The sequence below is a fragment of the Methylobacterium brachiatum genome (genome assembly GCF_020523825.1).
Lineage (GTDB): Bacteria > Pseudomonadota > Alphaproteobacteria > Rhizobiales > Beijerinckiaceae > Methylobacterium > Methylobacterium brachiatum.
Map to the genome: position 1 here is coordinate 111,827 of NZ_JAJALK010000011.1, position 26,626 is coordinate 138,452.

The following is a 26,626-nucleotide window of genomic DNA, read 5'->3' on the forward strand; positions in this document are numbered from 1 at the left end:
CGGGGTCGAACGCGAGGGGCTCGGTGCGCGGCCGCCTCCGCGCCCCGGTCCAGGCGCGCCCGGACGATCGCATCGTCGAGCCGCCTTCCGCCCGCCGCCCCGCTGCGCGCCCGAGGGCGTGACGGCGTCGGCGATCTGACAAGGCCGCCGGGCAGCCGCGCGCATCCGCCCGCTTGCCCGGCTGCCGACCCCGGTTAGATTGAGCCCATGAAGCAAGAACCCGGGCCGGCGCCGGAGACTCCCACACTCACCGTGCGGGCGATCCCCGGCTTGAAGGAGATCGGCGCGGCGGCCTGGGATGCCTGCGCGTTCTCCCCCGAGACCCTGGCGGCGGGCGACGAGACCCACAACCCCTTCGTCTCGCACGCCTTCCTGTCGGCGCTGGAGGAATCCGGCTGCGTCTCGCGCAAGACCGGCTGGCTGCCGCTTCACGTGTCGGTGGAGCGCGACGGCACGCTGCTCGGCCTGGCACCCTGCTATCTGAAGTCCCACAGCCAGGGCGAATACGTGTTCGATCACGGCTGGGCCGACGCCTACGAGCGGGTCGGCGGCTCCTATTACCCGAAGCTGCAGGTGAGCGTGCCGTTCACGCCCGTGACCGGTCCGCGCTTCCTGATCGCCCCGGGCGCGGATCCCGATGAGGCCACCGCCGGCCTCGTCGCCGGCCTGCGGGCGCTGCGGGGCGAGACCAAGGCGTCCTCGGTCCACGTCACCTTCATGCGCGAGGCCGAGTGGGACCGGGCCGGGGCGGCGGGTTTCCTCCAACGGACCGACCAGCAGTTCCACTGGGAGAATGACGGCTACGCGAGCTTCGACGATTTCCTCAACGCCCTCGCCTCGCGCAAACGAAAGAACATCCGCAAGGAGCGGCGCGACGCGCTGGCGCCCGGGATCACCGTCGAGCACCTGACCGGCGCCGCCATCACCGAGGCCCATTGGGACGCGTTCTACGCCTTCTACATGGACACGGGCGCGCGCAAATGGGGGCGCCCCTACCTCAACCGCCGGTTCTTCTCGATCCTGTCGGAGCGCATGGCCGACCGGGTCCTGCTGATCATGGCCAAGCGGGACGGCGCGTATATCGCCGGCGCGATCAACCTGATCGGCGACACGGCGCTCTACGGGCGCAACTGGGGCTGCATCGAGGACCACCCGTTCCTGCATTTCGAGATCTGCTACTATCAGGCGATCGATTTCGCGATCAGCCGCGGCCTCAAGCGGGTCGAGGCCGGGGCGCAGGGGGAGCACAAGCTCGCCCGCGGCTACAAGCCGGTGCTGATGCACTCCGCCCACGACATCGCCGATCCGGCCTTCCGCCGCGCGGTGGCCGATTACTTGCAGCGGGAGCGCGCCCACGTCGCCGAGGCGGTGGACGTCCTCGACACGCTGACGCCGTTCCGGCGCACGGACGAGGTCCGCGCGCCCGGAGCCTGCGACGCCGCGGCAGACCCCGCACGACACGCCCCCGAGAGCCCGAACACATGAGCCCCATCGACCACATCAAGACCTTTGCCGACGAGCTGACGGCCCTGCGCCGTGACCTGCACGCCCATCCGGAACTCGGCTTCGAGGAGGTCCGCACCTCCGGCATCGTCGCCGACCTCCTGGAGACGTTCGGCTGCGAGGTGCATCGCGGGATCGGCGGCACCGGGGTGGTCGGGCTGCTCAAGGGCCGCACCGACAACGGACGGCGGATCGGCCTGCGCGCCGACATGGATGCCCTGCCGATGGATGAGGAGACCAACCTCCCCTATCGCTCCACCTATCCCGGCAAGATGCACGCCTGCGGCCATGACGGCCACACGACCATGCTGGTCGGCGCCGCCCGTTACCTCGCCGAGACCCGCAACTTCGACGGCACCGCGGTCTTCGTGTTCCAGCCGGCCGAGGAGGGCCGCGGCGGCGCCCGGGCGATGCTCAAGGACGGGCTGTTCGAGAAATTCCCCTGCGACGAGATCTACGGCCTGCACAACCAGCCGGGCGGCCACGGGCGGATCAAGCTGCGCCCCGGCCCGGTCATGGCGGCGGCCGACTTCTTCGACATCCACATCCGCGGCACGGGCGCCCACGCGGCCCAGCCCCATGGCGGCAACGACCCGATCATCATCGCCACCGGCCTCGCCCAGGCGCTGCAGTCGATCGTGTCGCGCAACGCCGACCCGCTGAAGTCGATCGTGCTGTCGATCACCCGGATCGAGGCGGGCACCGCCTACAACGTCATCCCGGAGACGGCGCACCTGGCCGGCACGATCCGCACCTTCGACAAGGAGATCCGGGCGCTGGCGGGGACCCGTATGCGCGCGATCGCCGCCGGGTTCGCGGCCGCCTACGGCGCCGAGGTCAAGGTCGAGATCCACGACATGTTCTCGGTCCTGGAGAACGCCCCCGAGCAGGCCGCCGCCGCCACCGCGGTCGCGACCGAGCTGCTCGGGGCCGCGAATGTCGAGCCGAACGCCGTCCCGAAAATGGGCAGCGAGGATTTCGCCGACATGGCCCAGGTGGTGCCGGCCGCCTATGTCTGGCTCGGCTCCAACCCGGGTCCGGGCCTGCACAACGCCAGCTACAATTTCGACGATTCGATCATCCCGATCGGCAGCGCTTTCCTGGCCCGGATGGTCGAGAGCCGCACCGCCGCCTGAGGCGGCCGCTCAACCCGCTGCGGTCGCCATCCGCGACCGCAGCGTCGCCAGGGCGCGAGTGAAGAGCGCGGGCTGATCGAGCGCCCGAGCCAGCACGATCGCTCCCTGGATCTGCGCGACGACCTCTTCCGCCAGCGCCGTGCTCGCCGCCGCGTCCTGCCCCGACCTCCGCAGGGCGTCGGCCAGGGCAGCGACCCAGCGGGCGAAGTAGCCGCGCACCGCCTCGGCGAACAGGTCGCGGCTCGTGCCCAGAGCCAGCACGCCGACCAGGCAGACCCGTTGCCCGGACCGGAAATAGCTCGCGACGGAATCGAACATGTCCGAGATCCCCCGCTCGGGCGGATCCCGTTCGCGCAGCGGACGGTACAGGTTGGTCTCGAACCAGGCGTCGATCTCCTCGAGGACGCAGGCTGCCATCTCGGCCTTGCCGCCCGGGAACAGGTGATACAGGCTGCCCTTGCCCAGGCCCGTCGCTTGGCTGATCAGCGCGAGGCTGGCGCCCGCATAGCCGTGCTCGCGGAACACCTCCGCGAGCGCCGGCAGGATCTCGGACCGCGCCGTCACCGCTTCTAGAGGCCGAGGTCGCTCAGGCCCGGGTGATCGTCCGGGCGCCGGCCCAGCGGCCAGTGGAATTTCCGGTCGGATTCCGCGATCGGCAGGTCGTTGATGCTCGCGATCCGGCGCCGCATCAGCCCGTTCGCATCGAATTCCCAGTTCTCGTTGCCGTACGAGCGGAACCACTGTCCCGCCGCATCGCGCCACTCATAGGCGAAGCGCACGGCGATCCGATTGCCGCCGAAGGTCCAAAGCTCCTTGATCAGCCGGTAATCGAGCTCGTGCGCCCATTTCCGCTGGAGGAAGGCCACGATCGCCTCGCGTCCCGTCAGAAAATCGCTGCGGTTCCGCCAGACGCTGTCCGGCGTGTAGGCCAGCGACACCCGCTCCGGGTCGCGCCCGTTCCAGGCATCCTCGGCCATGCGGGCCTTCTGGGCGGCGGTCTCTTCGGTGAAGGGCGGAAAGGGCGGGCGGTCCGACATCGCGCGTGTCCTCGTGATTTTTGTACCGATCGGTACAAAGTTGTCTGCCGTCTGCTCCGTCGTGTCAACTGATCGCTTTCTCCCGTCAGACCAGGCCATGCTGAGCAAGCGAACCCGAAGTGATCGGCGATTCAGGTTCGCCTGCGCCGCAAGAAGAGCCAGCACAATTGCGATTTCGGTCTCCTTCCCGCCGTCGACAGCCAAGCCGATCGGTGCGACTCTTGCCCGCAAAGACCGCGCGGAGCGGGAGCGGGTGGGACAAACGGGGAGGCCTATGACGCCGGATGTTCGGGAATCGCGGGCGGCTTTGATCCTGCTCGCGGCGGTGGTCGGCGCGGTTCTGCTGTTCGGTGCGTTCACGTTGATCACGCAGATCGGCTGAGGCCGTTGTCGAAACGTACAACTCTCGGGCGTTCGCGCTGCCGGGAGAACGCCGCAAGCCGCGGGCTGCTCGCGCCAAATTGTCTCGCTGCGTCAGTAGAATGACCGGGAGGGAATTGGGGTTGCGCTGTTGAGTTAACCACCTCTTAATTCCATCAAGGGTTGTATGACTGCGAGGGATGCGTGCGAGGGGCACGCCGGTTTCGGAGGTCGCCCATGGTTGTTGACGCGATCAAGCGCACGCGCGGCTTGCCGGTCGATCTGTCGGCAGCCCTGGACGCTTCCGGCGTCATCGGTGCGTGGTCGTGGTCGCCCCGCTCCGAGCGCTGCATCCTGGATGCCGGCGCCGCCGAGGTACTGGCGGGCGATCCCGGCTTGGCCGGCCGGCCGATCCCCCTGGAGATCGCCCGATCCTGCATCCATCCCGAGGACCGCCCGGCCCTGGTGCGCCATTTCCAGGCCGTGTGTGAGCGCGGCGGCCCGTTCGTGGCCGAGTACCGCACCCTGTCGCCGTCCGGTCAGGTCCGGTGGATCCTCGACCGCGGCCGCGTGCCCGCGAGTGCCTCGAGCCGACGTACCGGGCACGGCCTGATCATCGACGTGACCGACAGCCGGCGCGACGCCGATCAGGATGTCGCCGCGCGCATCGAGCCGCTGGACGCGCTGTCGGTGGCGATCGACCGGGCCATCGAGTGCAGGGATGCGCTGGAAGGCGTGGCGGATTCCGAGCTGCAATTGCTGATCGATATGCTGCTGCTGCGCCTCGGCCAGAGCATCGCCAAGGCGCCAGCCGGCGCCGGGGGACGGCGCGGCCATTGAGGGGCCGGGCGACGGCCTCACTGCACCAGCACGGCCTGGCTGCAGAGGGTGCCGTCCATCTCGATATCCGCGTAGCCGATCCGCAGGCCGAGGCTGCGCAAGACCTGGTCGAGCACGAAGTCCAGGGGCCCGGCGGCGAGGCCGAGCGTCGTGGCGAGGGCGGATTGCAGCAGCGGGTTCAGCCCCAGGCCGTTCAGGTTGAGGCTGAGGTTGCCGAGCAGGCTGCCGGTCAGGGATTGCAGGACGTTCCCCGACGATACCGTCCGCACGGTGTGGTTGGCGATGTCCGCATCCGTGAAGGTCAGCGTCTGCGTGCCCGCGCCGATATTCGTCACCGTCCGGCCGGAGACGTTCACCAGCGGCAGCCCGATCAGGACGGCGGGCTGCGACAGGTCCGGGCTCGTGCTGCCACCCTGGATCGAGGCCCGCGACACAGCGGCGATCGCCAGGGTGGCGAGCCCTGTCTGCGCCTCGATGGTGGCCTGGCGCCCGCCGCTCGCACCGGAGCAGCTGAGCGTGCGCAGGGTCGCCTGGGCCGGCGCGACCTCGGCGTAGATCGGCAGATACACGGTCCCGAGCCCGAGCGGCGCCGAGACCGTGGCCTCGATCAGCAGCCGGGTCTGCGCGGTCTTCACCGTGGCGTTGGGGCTGCCGGGGCGGACCCAGCCGGAGCTGCGGCGGCGTTCGCCGATCGCCAGGGTCAGCCGGGTCGAGAGCAGGCCCGGCACGGTGGCGCCGAGGTCGATCGCCACCTGGTTCTGCCCGTTGGCCAGCGACGCCGTGGCGGCCACGAGGTCCATCAGGTTCAGCGAAGGGCCGGCCAGGCCGCGTCCGGGGGCGAGCGCCGCCACATCGCCCAAGGCGTCGACCTGCCCGACCGGCACGAGGTTGCCGGCATTCGGCAGGGCGTTGAGGATGCCGGAGAGGGCCGAGACGGCGCCGGAATTGCCCTGTGCGGCGACCCGCATCGCCATCAGCATCTGCCCGACGCTGGCATGGGCCTGGACGATCTCGGTGTAGTTGGCCGCCTGCAGGTTGAGGCTCGCCGCGAGCGCATCGAGCACGCGCAGGCCATCGATCTTGGCGCTGGCCAATGCGGCGTAGTCGCTGACGCCCAGCGACAGCTTGGCCCCGAGCAGGGCGCCGAGCACGGCATTGGGGATGCCGTCCTTCAGGCCGGCGGTGCCCGAGCCGATCGTGAACGCCGCGAATTGTGCGCTGGCGGCGGTTCCGGTGACCCGGATCGGCACGGTGCCGGGCAGCCCGATCGCCCGGCCGAAGGTCACCGGCACGGTGGTCGCGAGGCCGACCCGCACGGCGTTGGCCGGGCTCATCCCAGGGTTGAAACGACTCCCGGGGGCGACGTTGGGGGCGCTGGCATCGTAGCCGCCGGTCGCCACCGTCGCCTGCGCGGCGTCGTAGCCGTTGTCGCCGAGGGAGCGGCGCGCCACCGCGTCGGCCTTGGCCGGGTCGACGGCCGCCAGCATGGCGGCGATGTCGGCCGCGCCCTGCGCCTTGCGCCGGGCCTGGAACACCTGGCCGAGATCGATCCCGACCGCACCGGCACCCATCAGCAGGGAACTGCCGAGTGCCACCAGGATCACCACGTTGCCGCCGCGGGCCCGGCCGAAGCTCCGGGCCAGAACCGCTGCCCGCCCTCCGGTCACAAGCCGCCCTTCCGGATGCTGATGGTGCTGCGCAGGACTGTCGGGAGCATCGGGATCAGCTTGGAAAAGACGTTGATCCCCAGCGTGTTGGCGTCCAGGGTCACGGTGACCGTGTACATCGTGGCGTCCTTCGGGTCGGGACCGACCAGAACTTTGACGCTCTCCGGACGGAACATCGCGCCGCTGCTGAGGCTGCGCAGCACCATGGTCTGGGCCAGGGTCTCGCGCTCCCTGTCGGTGACGCCCGCGATGGAGGCGCGGGCGGCTTCGGCCGCGATCTGACGCAGGTTGTGGGCGGCACCCAGGCAGATGCCGAAGGCGGTGATGCCGGCGAACAGCATCAGCAGGATCGGCGCGACCAGGGCGAATTCGACCGCGGAACTGCCGCAGCGGCAGGCCAATCCGGCGCGACCGTTTCGCTTAAGGACCCGGAGCCAGCTCATCGAAACGCCCTTCAAAGCTCGTGCAGCCGCTGCAGCAGCACAACCCATGGTGGCATTGATTTTCTAATCAAAGGTTGTGGTCATCGCCCGAATTCCAGTGCTTCGGCGCGAATACGGGCGGCTCAGATTTCCACGGCGGGTCGCAGCGTCCCAATTTCCGCCGGATCGACGGCGGCGCTCTTGATCACGACATGGACCGGGCGCCCCGGCGCCAGGCCCAGCTCGCGGATCGCGGCCGCGGTGACGCGCGCGGCGATCAACGCGCCGTTGCAATCGATCTCCACCGAGACCTCGGCGCCGCTCGGAGTCAGCGTCGCGACCCGGCCGGGCAGGATGTTGCGCGCGCTCAAGCCCCGGGGACGCTCGGTCGCCACCAGCACGTCGCGGGCCGGGATCCGCACGCGCAGCCGCGTCCCGATCGCGCGGGCCGCCAGGCCCGGCACCAGCAGCTGCCCGGCCTGGCCGGTTAGCCGGGTGAGCCCGGTCTCGGGATCGGCTCCCGCGACGACCATGTCGAGGAGCGCCCCGGCTTCCGCCTCGTGGATCGGCACGAGATCGGCCCGGCGCAGGATCGCTTCGGCGGGGCCCGACGCGGCGACGCGCCCCGCTTCCAGCACGATCACCGTCGTGGCGAGCCGCGCCACCTCGGCGACCGCGTGGCTGACATAGACGATGGGCACGCCCGCCTCGTCGCGCAGGCGCTCGATATAGGGGAGGATCTCGGCCTTCCGGGCCTCGTCCAGGGCCGCCAGCGGCTCGTCCATCAGCAGCAGGCGCGGCTTGGCGAGCAGCGCCCGCCCGATCGCCACCCGCTGGCGCTCGCCGCCGGAGAGGCCCGCGGGCCTCCGGTCGAGGAGGTGGCCGATCCCGAGCATCTCGGTCACTGCGCTGAAGCCGGCCGGGTCGGCTTGCTGGCGCCCGAAGACGCGGCCGTAGCCGAGATTGGTCCGCACGCTGAGATGCGGGAACAGCCGCGCATCCTGGAACACCACCCCGACCCGACGGCGATGCGGCGGAAGGAAGATCCCCGCCGCGCTGTCGACCAGCGTCGCGCCGTCAGTGACGATCCGGCCATGATCCGGCCGGGCCAGCCCGGCGATGAGGTCGATCAGCGTCGTCTTGCCGGAGCCCGAGCGGCCGAACAGGGCGGTCAGACCCGGCCCCGCCGCGAACGCCGCCTCCAGGGCGAAGGCGCCGCGCCGGAGATGGACATCGACCTGGATGCTCACGGGTTGCGTCCCTGGCGGCACGGGCGGCGGCGCGACGCGTTGGACAACGCCACGGAGCGCCTACGATGATCACCGTCCACCATCTCGAGAACAGCCGCTCGCAGCGCGTGCTCTGGCTGCTCGAGGAACTCGGCCTGCCTTACACGGTCAAGCGCTACGCCCGGGATCCCAAGACCATGCGGGCGCCGCCGGACCTCACGGCGATCCACCCGCTCGGCAAGTCGCCGGTCATCACCGAGGACGGGATCGTCGTGGCCGAGACCGGCGCCATCGTCACCTACCTGACCGACCGGGCCGGGGGTGGCCTGGTGCCCGCGCCGGGAACGCCCGAGCGGGCGCGCTACACCTACTGGCTGCACTACGCCGAGGGCTCGGCCATGCCGCCGCTGCTGCTCAAGCTGGTCTTCGCGCGTCTCGCCCCGGGCAGCCCTTGGGCCCTGCGACCCCTGGTTCGCCGGATCGCCGACACGGTGCTGCAGAGCTTCGTCGATCCGGACCTGCGCCGGCACGCGGCCTTCTGGGAAGGCGAGCTCGCCGACCGGCCGTATTTCTGCGGGGCCGACTTCACCGCGGCCGACATCATGATGAGCTTCCCGCTCGAAGCCTTCGCGGCGCGCGGGACCGGCGCCGGGCCGCGGGTCACCGCCTGGCTCGCGCGCATTCATGCCCGCCCGGCCTACCGGCAGGCGCTGGAGCGGGGCGGACCTTACGCCTACGCCTGATCGCGGCCGGCCGGCCGGCCTTCTGGCTCGTCCCGCCATTCAGCCGGCTCGCAGACGTCGCGCGGCGCGCGAGGCCAGGAATTCCGAAACCAGCAGGGCCGCCACCGACAGGGCGACCGAGATCAGGGTCAGGCGCAGAGCCGGCCCCTCACCGCCGGGGAACTGGGTCAGCGTGTAGATCGCCGAGGGCAGGGTCTGGGTCTCCCCGGGGATGTTCGACACGAAGGTGATCGTCGCGCCGAACTCGCCCATCGCCTTGGCGAAGGCGAGCACGGCGCCCGCGATGCAGCCGGGCAGGCTGAGCGGCAGCGTCACGGTCAGGAAGACCGCGAGCGGGCTCGCCCCGAGGGTGCCGGCCGCCTGTTCGAGCCTGGGATCGACCGCCTCGATCGACAGCCGCATCGCCCGGACCATGAGCGGGAATCCCATCACCGCGCAGGCCAGGGCCGCCCCGGTCCACCGGAAGGCGAAGACGATGCCGATCTCCGCGAGCGCCCCGCCCAGAACGCCGCGCCGCCCGAGCGCGAGCAGCAGCAGGTAGCCGGTCACCACCGGGGGCAGGATCAGCGGCAGGTGAACCAGCCCGTCGAGGAGCGCGCGGCCCGGGAAACGGCGTCGCGCCAGCAGCCACGCCACGGCGAGGCCCGGAAGCAGGCTCGCCAGCGTGGCGACGCTCGCCACCTGCAGGCTCAGGGCGACGGCGTTCCAGGCGTCGGGGGGCAGGCCGAACAAGGTCGCGGGTCTAGTGGCCGGCGCCGGGCGTCCCGACCAGTGTAAAGCCCTGGCGCTCGAAGGCGCCCCGGGCTGCCGGGCTGCGCAGATAGGTCAGCAGGGCGGCGGCGTCGGGATTGCGCGACTCCTTGATGAGGGCCGCCGGGTAGATGATCGGCGGGTGGCTGTCGGACGGGAAGGTCGCGACCACATGGACGTTCGGCTCGGCTGCCGCATCCGTGGCGTAGACGATGCCGAGCGGCGCCTCGCCCCGGGCGACCAGCAGCAGGGCGGCCCGGACGTTCTCGGCCTGGGCGACCTGGCCCTTCACCGAATCCCAGGCGCCGAGCTTCTCCAGGGCGGCCTTGCCGTATTTCCCGGCCGGGACGGCATCGATCGTGGCCATCGCCAGCTTGCCGCCCCCGAGCATCCGGGTGAGCGTCGCGCCGAGATCCGGCGCGAGCGCCACCTGCGGATCCGAGCCGACAGTCTTCGGGCCCGTCGCGATCAGCACCAGCGCGTTGCGCAAGAGGTCGATGCGGGAGCCTGGCTTCAGGCTGCCGGCCTTCTCGGCATAGTCCATCCAGGCCTGATCGGCCGAGATGAACAGGTCCGCCGGCGCCCCGGCCTCGATCTGCTTGGCGAGGGCGTTCGAGCCCGCATACGAGATCCGGGCCGTCTTGCCGGTCTCCTTGGTCCAATTGGCCGTCGCGTCGTCGACCGCGTTCTTCAGGCTGGCGGCCGCGAAGACGACGACGGGCTCGGCCGCGTGACCCCGGTCCGCCGGGACGAGCGCCAGCGCGGCGAGCAGGATCCAGATCCGTCGGGAGACGCGCATCGGCTCGGGAATCCCCTCATCGCGACCCGTCATCCGGTCGGGTGCCCGGGGACCATAAGACCGCCGCCCCCGCGGGCCAAGCGCGGCGCAGGGGCTGGCGGGCATTCCGACATGTTCAGGCGTGCGGCGGCTCCCGGCGCTCCTTCGGCGTGGCTTCCGCCCGGTGGAGCCGGCTCAGCAGGACCAGGAGATGGCCCGGCAGCGGACCGTCCGGGGCAGGCCCGCCGAAGAGCCGCTCGCGGGGGGGCGGAAGGACGGCACCGTCATTCACGACGACGGGCCCGCGCGGTCCGGAACGCTTGGACTTGATCACGCTGTACGCACCCTGCTCGATGATGCCTCTCGAGAAAGCCGGCAAAAACGCCGCCTCGCGCAGCCGGTTCCGCAGGCAATCGGTGGATTCTGTGGTTAACGCGCAGACACGCTGCCGCATTCCTGGGCGCCATCCGCTGCGAATCGCGGAAGCCGTCGCCCGGTCACCAGGTCCGGATGTCGCGCTGGTCCTTCGCGTCGCCGTCCGGCGCCGGCGACATGCCGGTCGCGACCAGCGCGGCCCAGAGCGTGGCCGCCAGCGTGGTCGTGAGCGTGACGGCAAGGCTGACGAGAAGAGGCGAGTTCATGGCTGCGCTGTCATCAGATCAAAACGGGCGCGCCGGACCCCGAAGAGCGGCGCGCCAGAGTTGAGGGTCTGGCCTTGGGGAAGCCGAGACTGTTGTAATCTGCGATGTCGCGAGCGGAAACTGATTTAGATGGTTTCTAGCACGTGTATTGTCAGATGTGTCTGAGCAGCAACAAACCACCGTGGCCGATCGACGGGCCGGCCTCGATCCGCCCGGCCGTGCCGGGCCGGCTCCCGCGAGCGGCCGGAAATGCGTTTTTTTCGCCCCTGCCCCTGTGATGCGGCGCGCCCGGGCGCTACAGCCGGGCATCATGCTCGAAGGTCTGCCGCCCCACCGCCCGACTCACATCCTGCGCCTCACGACCGACGAGCGGTCGGCCCGGGCGATGACGGATCTGCTGGGCGAGATGTTCGATCCCACCGAGACCGCCGTTGCGGCGTTCGAGGACGAGGATGGCCGCACCTGGCGGCTGGAGGCCTACTTCGCCGACGCGCCGGACGAGGACTACGTCCGCGACCTGATCCGCCCGGTGATCGGGGACGAGGCCGATATCGCCGAGTTCCGCACCATCGATCAGCAGGATTGGGTCCGCACCTCCCTGGAGGGGCTGAAGCCGGTCCGTGCCGGCCGCTTCCTCGTGCACGGCTCGCATGACCGCGACGCCGTGCGCGGCAACGACCTGCCGATCGAGATCGAGGCTGCCCTGGCCTTCGGCACCGGCCATCACGGCACGACCCTCGGTTGCCTGCGGGCGCTGGTCTCGGAGCTGAAGCGGCGGCGCCCGGCGCATGTCCTCGACGTGGGCACCGGGACCGGGATCCTGGCCTTCGCGGCCGCCAAGGCGTTGCGGCAGCCGGTGGTGGCCGGCGACCTCGACGGCGTGGCGGTGCGCACCGCCCGGGAGAACGCCCGTCTCAACGGCCTGGGGCCCTACCTCAAGCTCTACGAGGGGCCCGGGGTGCGCCACCGGCTCGCGGACCGGCCGCGGCACTTCGACCTCGTCTTCGCCAACATCCTGGCTCGTCCCCTGCGGCGGCTGGCCCCGACCCTGTCCCGGGTGGTCGCCCCCGCGGGCGTGCTCGTGCTTTCCGGGCTGATCGAGCGCGACGTGCCGGGCGTGCTCTCGACCTATCGCCACCAGGAGTTCCACCTCGTGCGCCACGGCCTGATCGAGGGCTGGGTCGCCCTGGTGCTGGCGCGGGGCGGTGCGGCGAAGCGGCCGCGCCGCTGAACCCGCGACCGGCCCGCGCATTGCCCGGGCATGAGCCAGACGCTGCACCACGATCCCCTTGCCGATCCGATCACCGAGGGCGCGTATGCACGGGCCCGGGGCCGGCCCAAGGATGCTTGTCCCTATCCGGCTAACTCGCCCGCCCGCATCGCCTGGCTCGAAGGCTATGACGGTGTGCCGACCGGCCGTGCCCGGGACCTGCCGTCGGCGAGCGCCTGACCGACGGCCGCGCTATCGCGCGGTTCGGAGCGTCCCCGGTCGGGCCGCATCCTCCGGGGCTGTCTCGGCGTCCGGGCTGCCCGCCGCGTCCGCTTGCGCCACCGGAGCGCCCAACGCGGCCATCAGCACGCGCAGGCCCTCCACCCATTCCTCGGCCTCGGCCAGCGAGCCGAAACCGTCGCGCCGGATCACCGTATCGGGCTCGATCGTGGTGATGGCGTCGAAGAGGCCGTCGGGTCTGTCGCTGATCCGGTAGAAGACGCGGCGTGGCATGAGCGGGAGATAGGGCAAAGAACTGGCGTGATAAGATTGCGCACGACACTAAACCATAGGTTACAGCGTCGGGCTGCGTTCAGCGGAGGGGTTCAGCGAAGGAACTGTCGGCGTCCGGGAGCCCTGATGCCGAACCGAGCAGCGCGCTTCCGGATCCCACGCGGTTGCGACCAGGGACCACCCGGCGATAGGCTCCCCCGATGACAGAGCCATGTCCGCCCCGACCCCGTTTCCAGACCTTCGACGATCCGAGCCACCGCAAGGGGGCGGAGCGGATCGAGGCGCTGCGCGCGGCCCTGCGCGAGAGCGCGCTGGACGGCTTTGTCGTGCCCCGGGCCGATGAGCACCAATCGGAATACGTGCCGGCCGACGCGGAGCGGCTCGCCTGGCTGACCGGCTTCACGGGCTCGGCCGGAACCGCGGTGGTGCTGATGGAGTCGGCGGCGCTGATCGTCGACGGCCGCTACACCCTGCAGGCGCCCGAGCAGGTCGATACCGGCGTGATCACCGTGGTGCCGCTGGCCGAATCGACCGCCGAAGCCTGGATCGCCGACAACCTGAAGCGCGATCAGGTGCTCGGCTACGATCCCTGGCTGCACACCTCGGATGGTGTTGCACGCCTGGAGCGGGCTGCGGTGAAGGCCGGCGGTTCGGTGCGCCCCGTTCCGAACCTGGTCGATGCCGTCTGGGCCGGGCGCCCGAAGCCCCCCGCCGGGCCTGTCGTCGTCCATCCCGAGGCCCTCGCGGGCGAGACGGTCGCCGAGAAGCTCACGCGGGTTCGCGACGCCCTGGCCGAGGGCGGCTGCGACGCCCTGGTGATCTCGGACCCGCACAATCTCGCCTGGGCGTTCAACCTGCGCGGCTTCGATGTCGGCCACACGCCGCTGGCGCTCGGCTACGCGATCCTGCCGCGCGAGGGACGGGCCCGGCTGTTCCTGTCCTCACCCAAGGTCGATCCGGCGCTGCGGACGGCCCTGGCGCCGGTGGCCGAGATCCTGTCGCGCGCCGATCTCGATGACGGGCTCGGCTCGTTCAGCGGCGTGCGCGTCCGGGTCGATTCCGCCACGGGCGCCGTCGCCCTGAAGGAGAAGATCGAGGCTGCGGGCGGGACCGCCGATATCGGCAAGGATCCGATCACCGGCATGAAGGCGGTCAAGAACGCCGCCGAGATCGCCGGCACCCGCGCCGCCCATACCCGCGACGGCGCGAGCGTCGTGCGCTTCCTGGCCTGGCTCGACGGCGCCGCCGAAGCTGGGGGCTTGAGCGAGATCGCCGCGGTGGAGGCCCTGGAGGATTTCCGCGCGGCCGGCGGCGACCTGCGCGACGTGTCGTTCCCGACGATCTCGGGTTCCGGCCCGAACGGGGCGATCGTCCATTATCGGGTGACCCGCGCCAGCGACCGGATCGTGCGGCCGGGCGAGCTGTTCCTGATCGATTCCGGGGCGCAATACCCGGACGGCACCACCGACATCACCCGCACGGTCGCGGTCGGCGAGCCCACCGAGGCGATGCGCGACCGGTTCACCCGGGTCCTGAAGGGCCACATCGCCATCGCCCGGGCGGTCTTCCCCAAAGGCACCACCGGCGCCCAGATCGATGCCTTCGCCCGCGCGCCGCTCTGGCAGGCGGGGCTCGATTTCGACCATGGCACCGGCCACGGCGTCGGCTCGTTCCTGTCGGTGCACGAGGGCCCGCAGCGCATCGCCAAGACCGGGACCGTCGCCCTGGAACCCGGCATGATCCTGTCGAACGAGCCCGGCTACTACGCGCCCGGCGCCTACGGCATCCGGATCGAGAACCTCGTCCTGGTTGAGCCGCGCGCCATCCTGGGCGGTGAGCGCCCGATGCTCGGCTTCGAGACCCTGACGCTCGCCCCCTACGACCGGCGGCTGATCCACCCGGATCTTCTCGCACCGGAGGAGCGGGCCTGGATCGACGCCTATCACGCCCGGGTGCGCGACACCCTCGCGCCGCTCCTCGATGCGGAAACCCGCGGCTGGCTGGACCGCGCGACGGCGCCGCTGGCGGAGTGAGGGCGGGCTGTCGCTCAAGGCTTGCCCTTGTGCGGGCGCAGGCGGCACGACAGAGTGAGCGGACCTCCGAGTCGGCCTCCGTTCGTTCGCGCCATGGGCTGGCCGATTCGGATCATCGAGAGTGATCGATCGTGCCCCGACGTTCTCCGGATCTCGCCGAAGTCGCCAAGAAGGCCGCCAACGCGTCCTTCGGCAGCCCCCTGGTGCAGGCCGTCCGCCTCGGCGACATGGAAGGGTCTGATGGCGATGATGTCCGGCGCGTGCAGCTGATCGTCTCCGACGACGCCATCGACCAGCTCGACGGCGACAAGCTGCTCGATGCCGGCTTGGCGATCCGCAAAGCCCTGCAGAAGGCCGGCGAGACGCTGCGCGTGGTCGTCGAGTATGCCGAGCAGCGTGAGCTCGACGAACTTGGCGCTCATTAATTCCGAGCATCTGTTCAGCCAGGCGGATGCGCTTCTTCTCCAAACCGGCCGCGGCTCGTTGCGGCAGGCTGACCTACGCCGCACCTTCTCCAACGCATATTACGGCCTGTTTCACGCGATCCTGACGGCCGCGGCCGATGAGGCCGTTGGAAGGACGCGGCGGAACGATCCACTTTGGACGCTGGCCTATCGTTCCATATCTCACCAGCGATTGAAGACCGTGTGCAACGATCTTCAGGCAGCGACCCTCAAGCCGAAGATCAGGCGGTATGAGCCGCCCGGCGGATTTGGTGGTCACATCGTCACGATTGCCGGTGCCGTTTCAGAATTGCAGGACCGGCGGCACGCTGCCGACTACGATCCGTCCCAGTCGTTCCTGCAAACGGACGCGCGGGCAGCGCTTCAGACGGCCCGGTCGGCCGTCAACCGATTGGCCTATCTGGAGGCGGATCAGCGACGGGCGTTCCTCTACCTCCTCCTGTTCGAGCCCAGCTGAGCGACCCCAGCGGCGTCATGGTCTCCGTCTCACCGCGCGGAGCGGAGGACAGGATGCGGACCCCCGCGCTATAAGTCGCCTTGTCACAGAAAAGCCGGCGCCGGTCCCGCGGACCCCCGTGTGAAACCGCGACCGCCCCGCGCGCGAAGGGACAGCATGATCCGCCGCCTCGCCTTCCTGGTCCTGATGCTCGCCGCGAGCCTGTCGGCCGCGTCGGCCCAAGGTTTCCGCACGCCGCCCGATCTCGTGCGGGCGAGCCTGGTCGCCGAGCCCGTCGCGGTGGCGGGCGCGCAGCCATTCACCCTGGCGGTGCGGATGCAGGTGAAGCCGGGCTGGCACGTCTACTGGCGCAATCCGGGCGATTCCGGCCTGCCGCCCGAGGTGACCTGGACCCTGCCGGCGGGCTTCAACGCCGGCGCGATCCGGTGGCCGGCGCCCGAGCGCATCGCGATCGCGACGCTGATGAATTACGGCTACGAGGGCGAGGTCACCTTGCTCGTGCCGGTCACGCCGCCGCCGAGCCTCGACCCGGCGGATCCCGTGCGGATCCAGGCCAAGCTGACCTATCTGGTCTGCGAGACCGAATGCGTTCCGGGCTCCGCCGACCTCGCCCTGACCCTGCCGGTGGGCGAGCCTCGGCCCGATGCCGATCAGGCCGCCCTGTTCGCCCGCGCCCGGACCGCCCTGCCCGCCCCGGCGCTCTGGCCGCTGCGCCTGTCCAGCCAGGGCGACACCCTGCAGCTCGATTTCGCCGCGGCGGGTCTCAAGCCGGAGACCATCAAGAGCGCGTCCTTCTTCCCCTATTCCGAGACCGCGATCGACAATGCCGCCGCGCAGGTGATGACCGTCGACGAGACCGGCCTGCATCTCACCCTGGCCCGGAGCAGCCCCGCCGAGCCGGCGCCCGCCGCCCTGCCCGGCGTGCTGACCGTCGAGGAGGCGACCGGCGCCGGCACCCACCGGCTTGCCTTCGCGTATGGCGACGAGCCGGTGCTGCCGGCCGCGACGGCGGTGCCCGAGGCTCCGGCCGCGCCGCAGGCGGCCCCTGCCTTCGACGCGCTGACGCTGGTGAGCGCGGTCGGGCTCGCCTTCCTCGGCGGCCTGATCCTCAACCTGATGCCCTGCGTCTTCCCGGTCCTGTCGATCAAGGTGCTGGGCCTCGTGCGGCACGCCGGCGAGAGCGCCGCCCGTGTCCGGCTGCACGGCCTCGCCTACACGGCGGGCGTGCTCGTGAGCTTCCTCGGCTTGGCCGGCCTGTTGCTCGCCCTCAAGGGCGGCGGGGCGGCGATCGGCTGGGGTTTCCAGCTGCAATCGCCGACGGTGGTCGCCGGCCTCGCCTATCTGCTGCTCGCGATGGGCCTGAGCCTGTCGGGAGTGGTCCATCTCGGCGGGCGGCTCGCCGGACTCGGCGACGGCCTCGCCCGGCGCTCGGGGCTCAGCGGCTCGTTCTTCACCGGCGTGCTGGCGACCCTGGTGGCGACCCCCTGCACGGCGCCGTTCATGGGCTCGGCGGTGGGCTTCGCGCTGACCCAGAGCGCCGGCGTCGCCCTCGCGGTGTTCGCGAGCCTCGGGCTCGGCCTCGCCCTGCCGTTCCTGCTGCTCACCCTGTGGCCGCCGGCCCTGCGGGTGTTGCCGCGTCCGGGCGTCTGGATGGAGACCCTGAAGCAGGTTCTGGCCTTCCCGGTCTACGCCACGGTGGCGTGGCTGGTCTGGGTCCTGGCGCAGCAGGTCGGGCCGCAGGGGCTGCTCGCCGGGCTGATCGGCCTCGTGCTGGTGGGCTTCGCCGCCTGGGCCTGGGAGCATGGGCGCGCGGCGACGCCGGGCTTCGGGCGGGTCGCCCAGGGGCTCGCGGTGCTCACGATCCTGGCAGTCGCAGGCCTGACGCTCAGCCTCGACCGCGACCGGGCGGCCCCCGCCGCCCAGGCCGCCGCCGACGGCGTCCAGCCGTTCACCCAGGCCCGTCTGGATTCCCTGGTGAACGAGCGCCGGCCGGTCTTCGTGAACATGACCGCCGCCTGGTGCATCACCTGCGCGGTCAACGAGACGACCTCGCTCTCGACCCAGGCGGTGCGGGCGGCGATGGCGGATCGGGGCATCACCTACCTGAAGGGCGACTGGACCAACCAGAACCCGGAGATCACGCGCCTGCTGGAGAAGCACGGGCGCAGCGGCGTGCCGCTGTACCTGCTCTACACCGGGACGGGGGAACCCCAGGTGCTGCCGCAGATCCTCACCGAGGGGACGGTGCTGGCGGCCCTGGAAACGGTGCCGGCCTCAGCGAACAAGAGCGCGGCGCTGGCCCGCTGACCGGACAGGCGGTCTAGGCTTCCAGCGAGAACGTCTCGTCGAAGGCGTAGCCAGACCCCCGCACCGTGCGGATCGGGTCGGCCTGCCGGGGCGCGTTGAGCGCCTTGCGCAGGCGCCCGACATGCACGTCGACGGTGCGCTCGTCGATATAGACGTCGTGGCCCCAGACCCCGTCGAGGAGCTGCTCGCGGGAGAAGACCCGGCCGGGGGCCAGCATCAGGAATTCGAGCAGGCGGAACTCGGTGGGGCCGAGATGGAGCTCCTCGCCGGCGCGGCGGACCCGGTGCCCGGTGCGGTCGAGCTCGATATCGCCGGCCGCCAGCCGGTCGGCGACATGGGCGGGCTTGGCCCGGCGCAGCAGCGCCCGCACCCGGGCCAGCAATTCCGGCACCGAGAACGGCTTGACGATGTAGTCGTCGGCGCCCGTGCCGAGGCCGCGGACCCGGTCGCCCTCCTCGCCCCGGGCGGTGAGCATGATCACTGGCAGCCGCTCGGTCTCGCGCCGGGCGCGGATGCGGCGGCACAGCTCGATCCCCGAGAGGCCCGGCAGCATCCAGTCGAGCAGCACCAGATCCGGGGTGCGCTCGGCCAGGAGCAGTTCCGCGTCGTCGCCGCGCGTCGCCGAATCGACCAGGAAGCCCTCGGCCTCCAGGTTGTAGCGCAGCAGGGTGGTCAGGGCCTCCTCGTCCTCGACGATCAGGACTTGCATGCTCACGTTCGTTAACCTGTTCCGTACTCGGTACCGGCCGGCGCGCCCGCGCCGGGGGACCCGGACGCGCCGATGGTGCGGCAGAGGCCGCCATCCCTCAAGCCGCAGGCCGCCACAATCGGGCGTTGCCCCACAGGGCAGCGTGCGGATCGGGCCGGCCGCACCGCGACCCGCCTGTTACGGGGCCGTGGCGGCGGGGCCGACGGTCGCGTAGTTCGACGCGTCGTTCTTCGGCCGCTCGCCCGCCAGGGTCTCACCGGTGGCGAGGTAGTGGATCGTCTCGGCGATGTTGGTGGTGTGGTCGCCGATGCGCTCGACGTTCTTGGCGCAGAACAGCAGGTGCGTGCAGAACGAGATGTTGCGCGGATCTTCCATCATGTAGGTCAGGAGTTCGCGGAACAGCGAGTTGTACAGCGCGTCGATCTCGCCGTCGCGCTCCCAGACGTCGTAGGCGGCCTTGACGTCGCGGCTCGCATAGGCGTCGAGGATGTCCTTGAGCTGCGCCTCGGCGAGGTCGCTCATGTGGCGCACGCCGAGCACGATCTTCTGCGCCGGCGCCTGATCGGAAATCGCCACGACGCGCTTGGCGACGTTCTTGGCGAGGTCGCCGATCCGCTCCAGGTCGCCCGAGACGCGGATCGCCGAGATGGTCTCGCGCAGGTCGATCGCCAGGGGCTGCCGCCGGGCGATGAGCAGCACGGCCCGCTCCTCGATGTCGCGCTGGAGCGCGTCGAGACGCTTGTCGGCGACAATCACCGCCTGGGCGAGCGTATCGTCCCGGCGGACCAGGGCGTCGGTCGCCTCGGCGGCCATCTTCTCGGCCACGCCGCCCATCTCGGAGATGGAGCGACGCAGGTCATCGAGGTCGGTGTCGTAGGAGCTGACGATATGGCCGGGCATGGTGGATCCTTCGATGGCGTCCCGCAAACCTTGATCCGCGAGGTCTGGCGGAAACCCGCCGCTGCGGTCACGGGCGCCGGGGCGCGTGCCCCGGTGCCCACTCCCTTGCATTGTCGAGAACAGGCTGCGGAGCGGTGAGGATCGGCATCCCGAGCCGCGCCCGCGACCGGAACTACCGGGCCGTGCCGATGTTCCCCGACCGAGCAGCCTGTTCCGAAGACGCGCCGGCGCTTGTTACGCTTGGGCGCGGCCCCTAGTCTTTAGAGCGATGCTCTTTGCTCGCCGAAACCGTATTCAACGTTGCGGAAAGCGGTAAACATCCCGTTTGACGTCTTCGCATCCCGGAGGTGAACGTCCGTCCTCCGGGGTTTTGGTTCAGCCGAACCGGCCGGTAATGTAATCCTGCGTGCGCTGCTCGACCGGGTTCATGAACATGCGGTTCGTGGGTCCGAATTCGATCAGCTCGCCGAGATACATGAAGGCGGTGAACTGCGAGATGCGGGCCGCCTGCTGCATGTTGTGGGTGACGATCACGATGGTGAACTCGTCGCGCAGCTGCTCGATCAGCTCCTCGATCCGGCCGGTGGAGATCGGGTCGAGGGCCGAGGTGGGCTCGTCGAACAGGATCACCTCCGGGCTCTGGGCCACGGTGCGGGCGATGCACAGGCGCTGCTGCTGCCCGCCCGACAGGCCGGTGCCGGCTTGGCGCAGCTTGTCCTTCACCTCGTCCCAGAGGGCGGCCTTGCGCAAGGCCTGCTCCACCCGCCCGTCGAGTTCGGATTTCGGCAGCTTCTCGTAGAGGCGCAGGCCGAAGGCGACGTTGTCGTAGATCGACATCGGGAAGGGCGTCGGCTTCTGGAACACCATGCCGATGCGCGAGCGCAGCTCGTTCAGATCGATCGCGGGATCGAGCACGTTCTGGCCGTCGAGCAGGATCTGCCCCTCCGCCCGCTGCTCCGGGTAGAGGCTGTAGATCCGGTTGAAGCAGCGCAGCAGGGTGGACTTGCCGCAGCCGGACGGGCCGATCAGCGCCGTGACCTGCCGGTCATGGAAGTTGATGTCGACATTCTTCAGCCCGTGGAAGCTGCCGTAGTAGAAGTTCAGGCCCTTCACGGCGATGCGGACCGCCCCACTCTCGTTGGCGTGGTTGCGGGTGAGATCGACCGTGGGGATCGCGGAGGCGGCGTTCATCGTCGTGTCCTCGAGAAGGGTCTTAGCGCGACATCTGCGGCTTGATGACGAGACGGGCGATGATCGACAGCACCAGGATCGTCGCGGTGATCAGGAGCGCCCCGGCCCAGGCGAGGCTCTGCCAGTTCGGGTAGGGCGAGAGGGCGAACTGGTAGATCATGACCGGGAGGTTCGCGACGCCGCCCATCAGGTCCGGCGAGAACCAGGAATTGTTGTTGAGCGCCGTGAACAGGAGCGGCGCGGTCTCGCCCGCGATGCGGGCCAGCGCCAGGATGATCCCGGTGACGATGCCGGCCGAGGCCGCCCGCCAGGTGACGCTGATGATCACCGTCGAGGGCGGCGCGCCGAGCGCCGCGCCGGCCTCGCGCAGGGTGCCGGGCACCAGGCGCATCATGTCCTCGGTGGTGCGCACGATCACCGGGACCGCGATGATGGCCAGCGCCACGCCGCCGGCCCAGCCCGAATAGGTCCCCATCGGCCGCACCATCAGGGTGTAGACGAACAGGCCGATCAGGATCGACGGCGCCGAGAGCAGGATGTCGTTGAGGAAGCGGATCACCCCGGCGATCTTGGAGAAGCGGCCGTATTCGGCGAGGTAGGTCCCGGCCATGACGCCGATCGGCGTCGCGATCGTGATGCCGATCCCGGTGAGCACGAGACTCCCCAGGATCGCGTTGGCGATGCCGCCGCCCTCGGATCCGGGGCCGGGGGTCGGGTGCGCGAACATGCCGGGCGTGAAGCCGCGCACGCCCTGGACGATCAGCATCAGCAGGATCGAGCCGAGCACCACGGCGCCGACGATCGTGGCGATCAGGCAGGCGGTGCGCAGCACCCGGTCGGCGACCCGCCGGCTGGAGCGGACCCGCCCGGTGCGGCGCGGCGTGGCGTTGGCGGTGGTCATGGGGTTTGACGCGTCCATCGTGAGCCCTCCTCAGGCAGGCTTGACGCGGCGCGTCAGCAACCGGGCGATGATGAGCACCACGAAGGTGATGACGAAGAGGATGCAGCCGAGCGCCATCAGCGCGTTGAGCTGGAGGCCGTCCGCCTCGTTGAACTCGTTGGCGATGCGCGACGCGATGGTCGAGCTCGGGTCGAAGATCGAGGCCGAGAGGCGGTTGGCGTTGCCGATCACGAAGGTCACCGCCATCGTCTCGCCCAGGGCGCGGCCGAGGCCGAGCATGATCGCCCCGATGATCGAGACCGAGGCCTGCGGCACCAGAACGTGGCGCACCACCTCCCAGGTCGTGCAGCCGATGCCGTAGGCGCTCTCGCGCAGCACGGTGGGGATCTGGTCGAGCATGTCGCGGGCGATCGAGGCGATGAACGGCACGATCATGATCGCCAGGATGATGCCGGCGGTGAAGACGCCGACGCCCGAGGGCACCCGGGCGTAGAACAGCGTGCCGACGATCGGCATGCCCTCGACCAGGTTCGAGACCGGGATCTGGACGAAGCGCGCGAAGAGCGGCGCGAACACGAACAGGCCCCACATGCCGTAGATGATGCTCGGCACCGCGGCGAGCAGCTCGATGGTCATCGCCACCGGCTTGCGGGCCCAGCCCGGGCAGAGCTGCGTGAGGTAGACGGCGATCCCCAGGGAGACCGGCACGCCGATCAGCAGCGCGAGGGTCGCGGAGGCCACGGTGCCGATCACGGCCACCAGGGCGCCGTACTGCTCGGTCCCGACGTTCCAGGCGCTGGATGTGAGGAAGGCGAATCCGAATTCGCGGAAGGCGGGCCAGCCGCCGTAGAGGATCGACCCCAGGATTCCGGCGAGCACGACGAGCACGAACAGTGCCGCGCCGTAGGAGCAAGCCCGGAACAGGTTGTCGAGGCTCCGGCTCGGCCCTTTACGCGCGGCGACTGCGCGGGGTCGTGCGAGGGCAATCGTCTCGGTCAAGGCGGGCATCCGCGATTCTCTGCGAAGGGGGGCGTGGTAGCGCGGTGCAGTCCGCGAAGCGAGGGAGGAGGCTGCAAGCCTCCCCCCTAAATCACTCACATGTTGAAGACGGGCTTACCGTCCTTACCCTTCACGTTTTTCCACTCTTCGTGGATCAGGGCGACGACGTTGTCCGGAAGCGGCACGTAGTCGAGGTCAGAAGCAAGCTTATCGCCGTTCTTGTAGGCCCAATCGAAGAATTTGAGCGTATCCGCGGCCTTGGCCGGGTCGGCCGGATCCTTGTGGACCAGGATGAAGGTCGCCGCCGTGATCGGCCAGGCATCTTCGCCCGGCTGGTTGGTCAGCGAGATACCGAAGCCCGGAGCCGACTTCCAGTCGGCGCTGGCGGCGGCGGCCTGGAAGGCCTTGTCGTCGGGCTGCGGATACTTGCCGGCCTTGTTCTGAAGCAGAGCGTAAGCGAGCTTGTTCTGCTTGGCGTAGGCGGATTCGACGTAGCCGATCGCGTTCGGCACCTGCTTCACGGTGGCGGTCACGCCCTCGTTGCCCTTGCCGCCCTGCCCGACCGGCCAGGAGATCGTGGTGGCCGCGCCGTAATCCTTCTTCCAGGTCTCGGAGACCTGCGACAGGTAGGTGGTGAAGATGTTGGTCGTGCCCGAGGCGTCGGACCGGTAGACCGGGGTGATGGTCGCGTCGGGGAGCTTCACGCCCTCGTTGAGCTTGGCGATCCGCGGGTCCGACCACTTCGCGATCTTGCCGGCGTAGATGTCGGCCAGCACGTCGCCGGTCAGCTTCAGCTTGCCGGGCTCAAGGCCGGCGATGTTCACGACCGGCACGACGCCGCCCATCACGGTGGGGAACTGGACGAGACCGTCCTTGGCCAGCTGCTCGCCCTTCAGGGGGGCGTCGGTCGCGCCGAAATCGACGGTCTTGGCCTGGATCTGCTTGATGCCGCCGCCGGAGCCGATGGACTGGTAGTTCAGTCCCGAGCCGGTCTCCTTCCGGTAGGCTTCGGCCCACTTGGAGTAGACCGGGAACGGGAACGTTGCGCCGGCACCCGTGATATCGGCAGCGAGTGCCGCGGACGCCAGCTGAACCGTCGCGAGGCCGACGGCGAGCGCGTAAGCGAAGGGTCTCAAGGGTATCTCCGTTGCCGTCGGGCGAGAGCCTGCGCCTCTCTGCCGGCAAGCCCATGCCCGCGGCAGAGCTGTGCGGCCGGTCTTCCAAGAGACCCGGCGCCGGCCGCCCGATGAGCCGGGCGTTACGACAGTGAGATGACATCGCCATGACAGCGCGTGGCGCGCGTGACGGCACGGTTTGCGGCGCTCGTGCGTTCACACCGGGTGGCGGCACCGGACGATCGGCCGAGGATCGGCGAGCGATGCCGCGCAGTGATCAGAAGGTGTTCGGATCGTGGATGACCAGGGGACCGAGGCAGGGGCAGGTCCCGACGCGGCCGGCCCGGATGCGGCCTGGCTCGCCCTGCATGCCGCCCGCGAGGCCGTGGAACGCGCCCTGACCCTGGCTCAAGCGCGCCAGCGTTTCGGCAGCGACGCGGAGGCCGTCGCGCAGGCGCGACGCGAGGAGGCGGAACTCCTCGTGGACCTCGACCGAATTCTCACGCAGATCCGGGCGGCGGAGTATCGTCGGCGGCCCGGCTCGCGGCGCTGGTAGGGCTCAGCAGCCTTCCGCCGGGAGGAACTCCACACCGGAACGCGTGCCGATTCGGTGCACGGGGCCCCTAACCGACCCGGCGCAGTTCCCGCTCCTTCTGACGAAGGCGAAGCAGCAGTTCCACGTGGGTGTCCGTGATCGGCTGCGTGTCGACGCTGCCCTCGTAGACGGTGCGGAGCGTCAGCCCGAGCTGTTGCGTGTCGATCGCCTGCTTGAGGGACCGGCCCATATGCGGGCTTCCCTCGGACGTGACGATAGACGGCTTCATGTTTTCCTCCCGCCCTTCAACCGCGTACGCCTGAGCACGGCACCGGGATGGAAGCAGTCTCGCGAAGAATGGTTAACGAAAGGTTACGCGCAACCAACGGTTAAGGTTGATCGGCGTTCACGCATCCGCGCCTTGAAGCAGCCGGGCCGCCGCTGCCCGCGCCTCGTCGGTCACCGTGGCGCCGGCCAGCATCCGGGCGATCTCCTCGCGGCGCTCCGCCACCGGCAGGCTCGCCACCCGGGTCGCGACGCGTCCGGCGCCCTTGACCGGGGTCTTGGCGATCAGGAAATGCGTGCTCGCGCGGGCGGCCACCTGGGGCGCATGGGTCACCGCCACGACCTGCACGGTGCTGGCCAGGCGCGCCAGGCGTAGGCCGATCGCGTCCGCCACCGCGCCGCCGACGCCGGTGTCGATCTCGTCGAAGATCAGGGTCGGAGCCGAGCCCTTGTCGGCCAGCACCACCTTCAGCGCCAGCATGAAGCGCGACAACTCGCCGCCGGAGGCGACCTTCATCATCGGGCCGGGCTTCGTCCCGGGATTGGTCTGGGCCCAGAACTCGACGCGGTCGATGCCCGCGGGATCGCGCGCCTCCGGATCGGTCACGATCTCGGTGATGAACCGGGCACGCTCCAGCTTCAGCGGCGGCAGCTCGGCCTTCACGGCCGCGTCGAGCTGCTTGGCCGCCCGGCGGCGCCCGGCGCTGAGCTTGTCCGCCGCCTCGGCATAGTGGGCCTCGGCCTTGGCGCGGGCCTGTTCCAGCCCCTCCAGGGCCGCCTCGCCGGCATCGAGGGTCGCGACCTCTCCGGCGTAGCGCTCCGCCAGGGCGGCGAGGTCGTCGGCCGGGACGTCGTATTTGCGCGAGGCGGCGCGCAGCGCGAACAGCCGCTCCTCCGCCCGCTCTAGGTCGCGGGGGTCGAACTCGGTCTCGGCCACGGCGGCGTCCAGCACCGCGCGCGCCTCGTCGAGGGCGACCATGGCGGCGTCGAGGGCGTTGACGCAGGGGTCGATCAGCGCCGGGAGCTGGCCGGCGCGGCGCTCCAGCTTGCGCAGGGCGGCCGAGATGTGCGGCACGCCCGAATGCGGCCCACCGACCGCGTCCAGCGCCTCGTTCAGCTCGCGGGCGACCTTCTCGGATTGCTGCATGATGCTGCGGCGCTCGGCGAGCTGGGCCTCCTCCCCGGGCTGGGGCGCCAGGGCCGCGAGTTCCTCGACCGCGTGGCGCAGGAAGTCGGCCTCCTTGCGGGCCGCATCGATGCGGGCGCGATGCTCGGCGAGCTCGGCGCGCGCCGTGCGCACGGCCTTGGCGGCCGACGCGACCTTCGCGAGCTGGCTTTGCAGCCCCCCGAAGGCGTCGAGGATCGCCCGGTGCGAGGCCGGATCGGACAGGGCCCGGTCGTCGTGCTGGCCGTGGATCTCCACCAGCGCCGCCCCGATCGCCCGCAGGACCTGCACGCCCACCGGCTGGTCGTTGACGAAGGCGCGGGTGCGCCCGTCCGCCATCTGGGTCCGGCGCAGGATCAGGTCACCCTCGGTGTCGATCTCCGCCTCGGCCGCGATCCGGCGCGCCGGGTGGTCCAGGGGCAGGTCGAACACCGCGGTGACGCCGCCCTGCGGCTCGCCGTGACGCACGAGGCGGCCATCGCCGCGGCCGCCCAGGGCCAGGGCAAAGGCGTCGAGCAGGATCGATTTGCCCGCACCGGTCTCCCCGGTCAGGACACTCAGCCCCGTCCGGAAATTCAGTTCGAGCCTGTCGATCAGAACGATGTCGCGGATCGCGAGCTGCGCCAGCATGCGGCGACGGGATTCCTGAGAATGGGACCGCAGACATAAGGCTGCTGCGGCGCGGATTCACCCCAAAAATGCACCGCGGCGCATCTGCAGTGCCGCGGGGCTGCGC

General features: G+C 70.4%; 30 protein-coding genes. 12 read left to right on the plus strand and 18 right to left on the minus strand.

Annotation, left to right across the window (positions count from 1 at the left end):
• Nucleotides 1–207 precede the first annotated feature (207 nt).
• Complete coding sequence (locus LGR69_RS22165) at nt 208–1,485, plus strand: GNAT family N-acetyltransferase (RefSeq protein ID WP_230367349.1); 1,278 nt, start codon at nt 208–210, stop codon at nt 1,483–1,485.
• Complete coding sequence (locus tag LGR69_RS22170; RefSeq protein WP_091863674.1) at nt 1,482–2,639, plus strand: M20 aminoacylase family protein; 1,158 nt, start codon at nt 1,482–1,484, stop codon at nt 2,637–2,639. The genes LGR69_RS22165 and LGR69_RS22170 overlap by 4 nt, the downstream gene beginning before the upstream one ends.
• 9 nt (nt 2,640–2,648) lie before the next feature.
• Here LGR69_RS22170 and LGR69_RS22175 read toward each other — a convergent pair whose 3' ends face one another.
• Together LGR69_RS22175 and LGR69_RS22180 are read right to left on the minus strand one after the other, a co-directional pair.
• The gene (locus LGR69_RS22175) at nt 2,649–3,203 is read right to left on the minus strand and encodes a TetR/AcrR family transcriptional regulator (protein WP_230367350.1); all 555 of its coding nucleotides are present in this window, start codon (nt 3,201–3,203) and stop codon (nt 2,649–2,651) included.
• 5 nt (nt 3,204–3,208) lie between these two features.
• Nucleotides 3,209–3,676, minus strand: coding sequence for a nuclear transport factor 2 family protein (locus LGR69_RS22180; RefSeq protein WP_230367351.1), 468 nt, complete (start codon nt 3,674–3,676; stop codon nt 3,209–3,211).
• 97 nt (nt 3,677–3,773) lie between these two features.
• Between LGR69_RS22180 and LGR69_RS22185 the strand changes: the two genes are divergently transcribed.
• Both LGR69_RS22185 and LGR69_RS22190 read left to right on the plus strand, forming a co-directional pair.
• The gene (locus LGR69_RS22185; RefSeq protein WP_230367352.1) at nt 3,774–4,058 is read left to right on the plus strand and encodes a hypothetical protein; all 285 of its coding nucleotides are present in this window, start codon (nt 3,774–3,776) and stop codon (nt 4,056–4,058) included.
• A gap of 215 nt (nt 4,059–4,273) precedes the next feature.
• The gene (locus LGR69_RS22190; RefSeq protein WP_007562389.1) at nt 4,274–4,876 is read left to right on the plus strand and encodes a PAS domain-containing protein; all 603 of its coding nucleotides are present in this window, start codon (nt 4,274–4,276) and stop codon (nt 4,874–4,876) included.
• Nucleotides 4,877–4,893: 17 nt separating this feature from the next.
• On the opposite strand, the gene LGR69_RS22195 is transcribed toward LGR69_RS22190, so the two are convergent.
• The 3 genes from LGR69_RS22195 to modC form a co-directional block, all read right to left on the minus strand.
• On the minus strand, nt 4,894–6,543 hold the full coding sequence (locus LGR69_RS22195) for a TadG family pilus assembly protein (protein WP_230367353.1): 1,650 nt from the start codon (nt 6,541–6,543) through the stop codon (nt 4,894–4,896).
• Complete coding sequence (locus LGR69_RS22200) at nt 6,540–6,944, minus strand: TadE family protein (RefSeq protein WP_230367354.1); 405 nt, start codon at nt 6,942–6,944, stop codon at nt 6,540–6,542. The genes LGR69_RS22195 and LGR69_RS22200 overlap by 4 nt, the downstream gene beginning before the upstream one ends.
• Before the next feature lie 164 nt (nt 6,945–7,108).
• Entirely contained in the window at nt 7,109–8,215 is a 1,107-nt protein-coding gene (modC, locus tag LGR69_RS22205) for a molybdenum ABC transporter ATP-binding protein (RefSeq protein ID WP_230367355.1), read from the minus strand.
• A gap of 65 nt (nt 8,216–8,280) precedes the next feature.
• Here modC and LGR69_RS22210 point away from each other — a divergent pair, with 65 nt between their 5' ends.
• Complete coding sequence (locus LGR69_RS22210) at nt 8,281–8,937, plus strand: glutathione S-transferase (protein ID WP_230367356.1); 657 nt, start codon at nt 8,281–8,283, stop codon at nt 8,935–8,937.
• Between the two features lie 39 nt (nt 8,938–8,976).
• Here the strand turns inward: LGR69_RS22210 and modB are convergent, their stop codons facing one another.
• The 4 genes from modB to LGR69_RS22230 form a co-directional block, all read right to left on the minus strand.
• The gene (gene modB, locus LGR69_RS22215; RefSeq protein WP_230367357.1) at nt 8,977–9,669 is read right to left on the minus strand and encodes a molybdate ABC transporter permease subunit; all 693 of its coding nucleotides are present in this window, start codon (nt 9,667–9,669) and stop codon (nt 8,977–8,979) included.
• A gap of 10 nt (nt 9,670–9,679) precedes the next feature.
• On the minus strand, nt 9,680–10,486 hold the full coding sequence (modA, locus tag LGR69_RS22220) for a molybdate ABC transporter substrate-binding protein (RefSeq protein WP_230367358.1): 807 nt from the start codon (nt 10,484–10,486) through the stop codon (nt 9,680–9,682).
• 115 nt (nt 10,487–10,601) lie between these two features.
• The gene (locus tag LGR69_RS22225) at nt 10,602–10,919 is read right to left on the minus strand and encodes a hypothetical protein (RefSeq protein WP_230367359.1); all 318 of its coding nucleotides are present in this window, start codon (nt 10,917–10,919) and stop codon (nt 10,602–10,604) included.
• 43 nt (nt 10,920–10,962) lie between these two features.
• Entirely contained in the window at nt 10,963–11,106 is a 144-nt protein-coding gene (locus tag LGR69_RS22230; RefSeq protein WP_230367360.1) for a hypothetical protein, read from the minus strand.
• A 310-nt stretch (nt 11,107–11,416) separates the two neighbouring features.
• Here LGR69_RS22230 and LGR69_RS22235 point away from each other — a divergent pair, with 310 nt between their 5' ends.
• Together LGR69_RS22235 and LGR69_RS22240 are read left to right on the plus strand one after the other, a co-directional pair.
• Nucleotides 11,417–12,337: a 50S ribosomal protein L11 methyltransferase gene (locus tag LGR69_RS22235; protein ID WP_230367361.1), complete on the plus strand. Its 921-nt coding sequence runs from the start codon at nt 11,417–11,419 to the stop codon at nt 12,335–12,337.
• 30 nt (nt 12,338–12,367) lie between these two features.
• On the plus strand, nt 12,368–12,556 hold the full coding sequence (locus LGR69_RS22240; RefSeq protein ID WP_230367362.1) for a ribosome modulation factor: 189 nt from the start codon (nt 12,368–12,370) through the stop codon (nt 12,554–12,556).
• A 12-nt stretch (nt 12,557–12,568) separates the two neighbouring features.
• Here LGR69_RS22240 and LGR69_RS22245 read toward each other — a convergent pair whose 3' ends face one another.
• Nucleotides 12,569–12,829, minus strand: a complete 261-nt coding sequence (locus LGR69_RS22245) for a hypothetical protein (RefSeq protein WP_007562364.1) — start codon at nt 12,827–12,829, stop codon at nt 12,569–12,571.
• Nucleotides 12,830–13,029: 200 nt separating this feature from the next.
• Here LGR69_RS22245 and LGR69_RS22250 point away from each other — a divergent pair, with 200 nt between their 5' ends.
• From LGR69_RS22250 to LGR69_RS22265, 4 genes are all read left to right on the plus strand, one after another.
• Nucleotides 13,030–14,862 (plus strand): aminopeptidase P family protein, encoded by a 1,833-nt coding sequence (locus LGR69_RS22250; RefSeq protein WP_230367363.1) that lies wholly within the window; start codon nt 13,030–13,032, stop codon nt 14,860–14,862.
• A 131-nt stretch (nt 14,863–14,993) separates the two neighbouring features.
• Nucleotides 14,994–15,287, plus strand: a complete 294-nt coding sequence (locus LGR69_RS22255) for a hypothetical protein (RefSeq protein ID WP_122159512.1) — start codon at nt 14,994–14,996, stop codon at nt 15,285–15,287.
• A complete protein-coding gene (locus LGR69_RS22260; RefSeq protein WP_230367364.1) occupies nt 15,259–15,783 on the plus strand; it encodes a hypothetical protein in 525 nt (174 codons plus the stop codon). Before LGR69_RS22255 ends, LGR69_RS22260 begins: the two co-directional genes overlap by 29 nt.
• A 156-nt stretch (nt 15,784–15,939) precedes the next feature.
• Nucleotides 15,940–18,090 (plus strand): protein-disulfide reductase DsbD family protein, encoded by a 2,151-nt coding sequence (locus LGR69_RS22265; RefSeq protein WP_230367365.1) that lies wholly within the window; start codon nt 15,940–15,942, stop codon nt 18,088–18,090.
• 13 nt (nt 18,091–18,103) lie between these two features.
• On the opposite strand, the gene phoB is transcribed toward LGR69_RS22265, so the two are convergent.
• From phoB to pstS, 6 genes are all read right to left on the minus strand, one after another.
• A complete protein-coding gene (gene phoB, locus LGR69_RS22270; RefSeq protein ID WP_007562354.1) occupies nt 18,104–18,799 on the minus strand; it encodes a phosphate regulon transcriptional regulator PhoB in 696 nt (231 codons plus the stop codon).
• A gap of 177 nt (nt 18,800–18,976) precedes the next feature.
• A complete protein-coding gene (gene phoU, locus LGR69_RS22275) occupies nt 18,977–19,699 on the minus strand; it encodes a phosphate signaling complex protein PhoU (RefSeq protein WP_007562352.1) in 723 nt (240 codons plus the stop codon).
• Nucleotides 19,700–20,074: 375 nt separating this feature from the next.
• Nucleotides 20,075–20,890 (minus strand): phosphate ABC transporter ATP-binding protein PstB, encoded by an 816-nt coding sequence (gene pstB, locus LGR69_RS22280; RefSeq protein ID WP_007562351.1) that lies wholly within the window; start codon nt 20,888–20,890, stop codon nt 20,075–20,077.
• Between the two features lie 22 nt (nt 20,891–20,912).
• Entirely contained in the window at nt 20,913–21,809 is an 897-nt protein-coding gene (pstA, locus tag LGR69_RS22285) for a phosphate ABC transporter permease PstA (RefSeq protein WP_007562348.1), read from the minus strand.
• A 12-nt stretch (nt 21,810–21,821) separates the two neighbouring features.
• Nucleotides 21,822–22,799, minus strand: coding sequence for a phosphate ABC transporter permease subunit PstC (gene pstC / locus LGR69_RS22290; RefSeq protein ID WP_007562346.1), 978 nt, complete (start codon nt 22,797–22,799; stop codon nt 21,822–21,824).
• Between the two features lie 86 nt (nt 22,800–22,885).
• Entirely contained in the window at nt 22,886–23,926 is a 1,041-nt protein-coding gene (pstS, locus tag LGR69_RS22295; protein ID WP_007562343.1) for a phosphate ABC transporter substrate-binding protein PstS, read from the minus strand.
• Between the two features lie 274 nt (nt 23,927–24,200).
• Between pstS and LGR69_RS22300 the strand changes: the two genes are divergently transcribed.
• A complete protein-coding gene (locus tag LGR69_RS22300) occupies nt 24,201–24,461 on the plus strand; it encodes a hypothetical protein (RefSeq protein ID WP_007562340.1) in 261 nt (86 codons plus the stop codon).
• Nucleotides 24,462–24,528: 67 nt separating this feature from the next.
• Here the strand turns inward: LGR69_RS22300 and LGR69_RS22305 are convergent, their stop codons facing one another.
• Nucleotides 24,529–24,729, minus strand: a complete 201-nt coding sequence (locus LGR69_RS22305) for a hypothetical protein (protein WP_050732823.1) — start codon at nt 24,727–24,729, stop codon at nt 24,529–24,531.
• A gap of 117 nt (nt 24,730–24,846) precedes the next feature.
• Nucleotides 24,847–26,520 (minus strand): DNA repair protein RecN, encoded by a 1,674-nt coding sequence (gene recN / locus LGR69_RS22310; protein WP_230367366.1) that lies wholly within the window; start codon nt 26,518–26,520, stop codon nt 24,847–24,849.
• Nucleotides 26,521–26,626 lie beyond the last annotated feature (106 nt).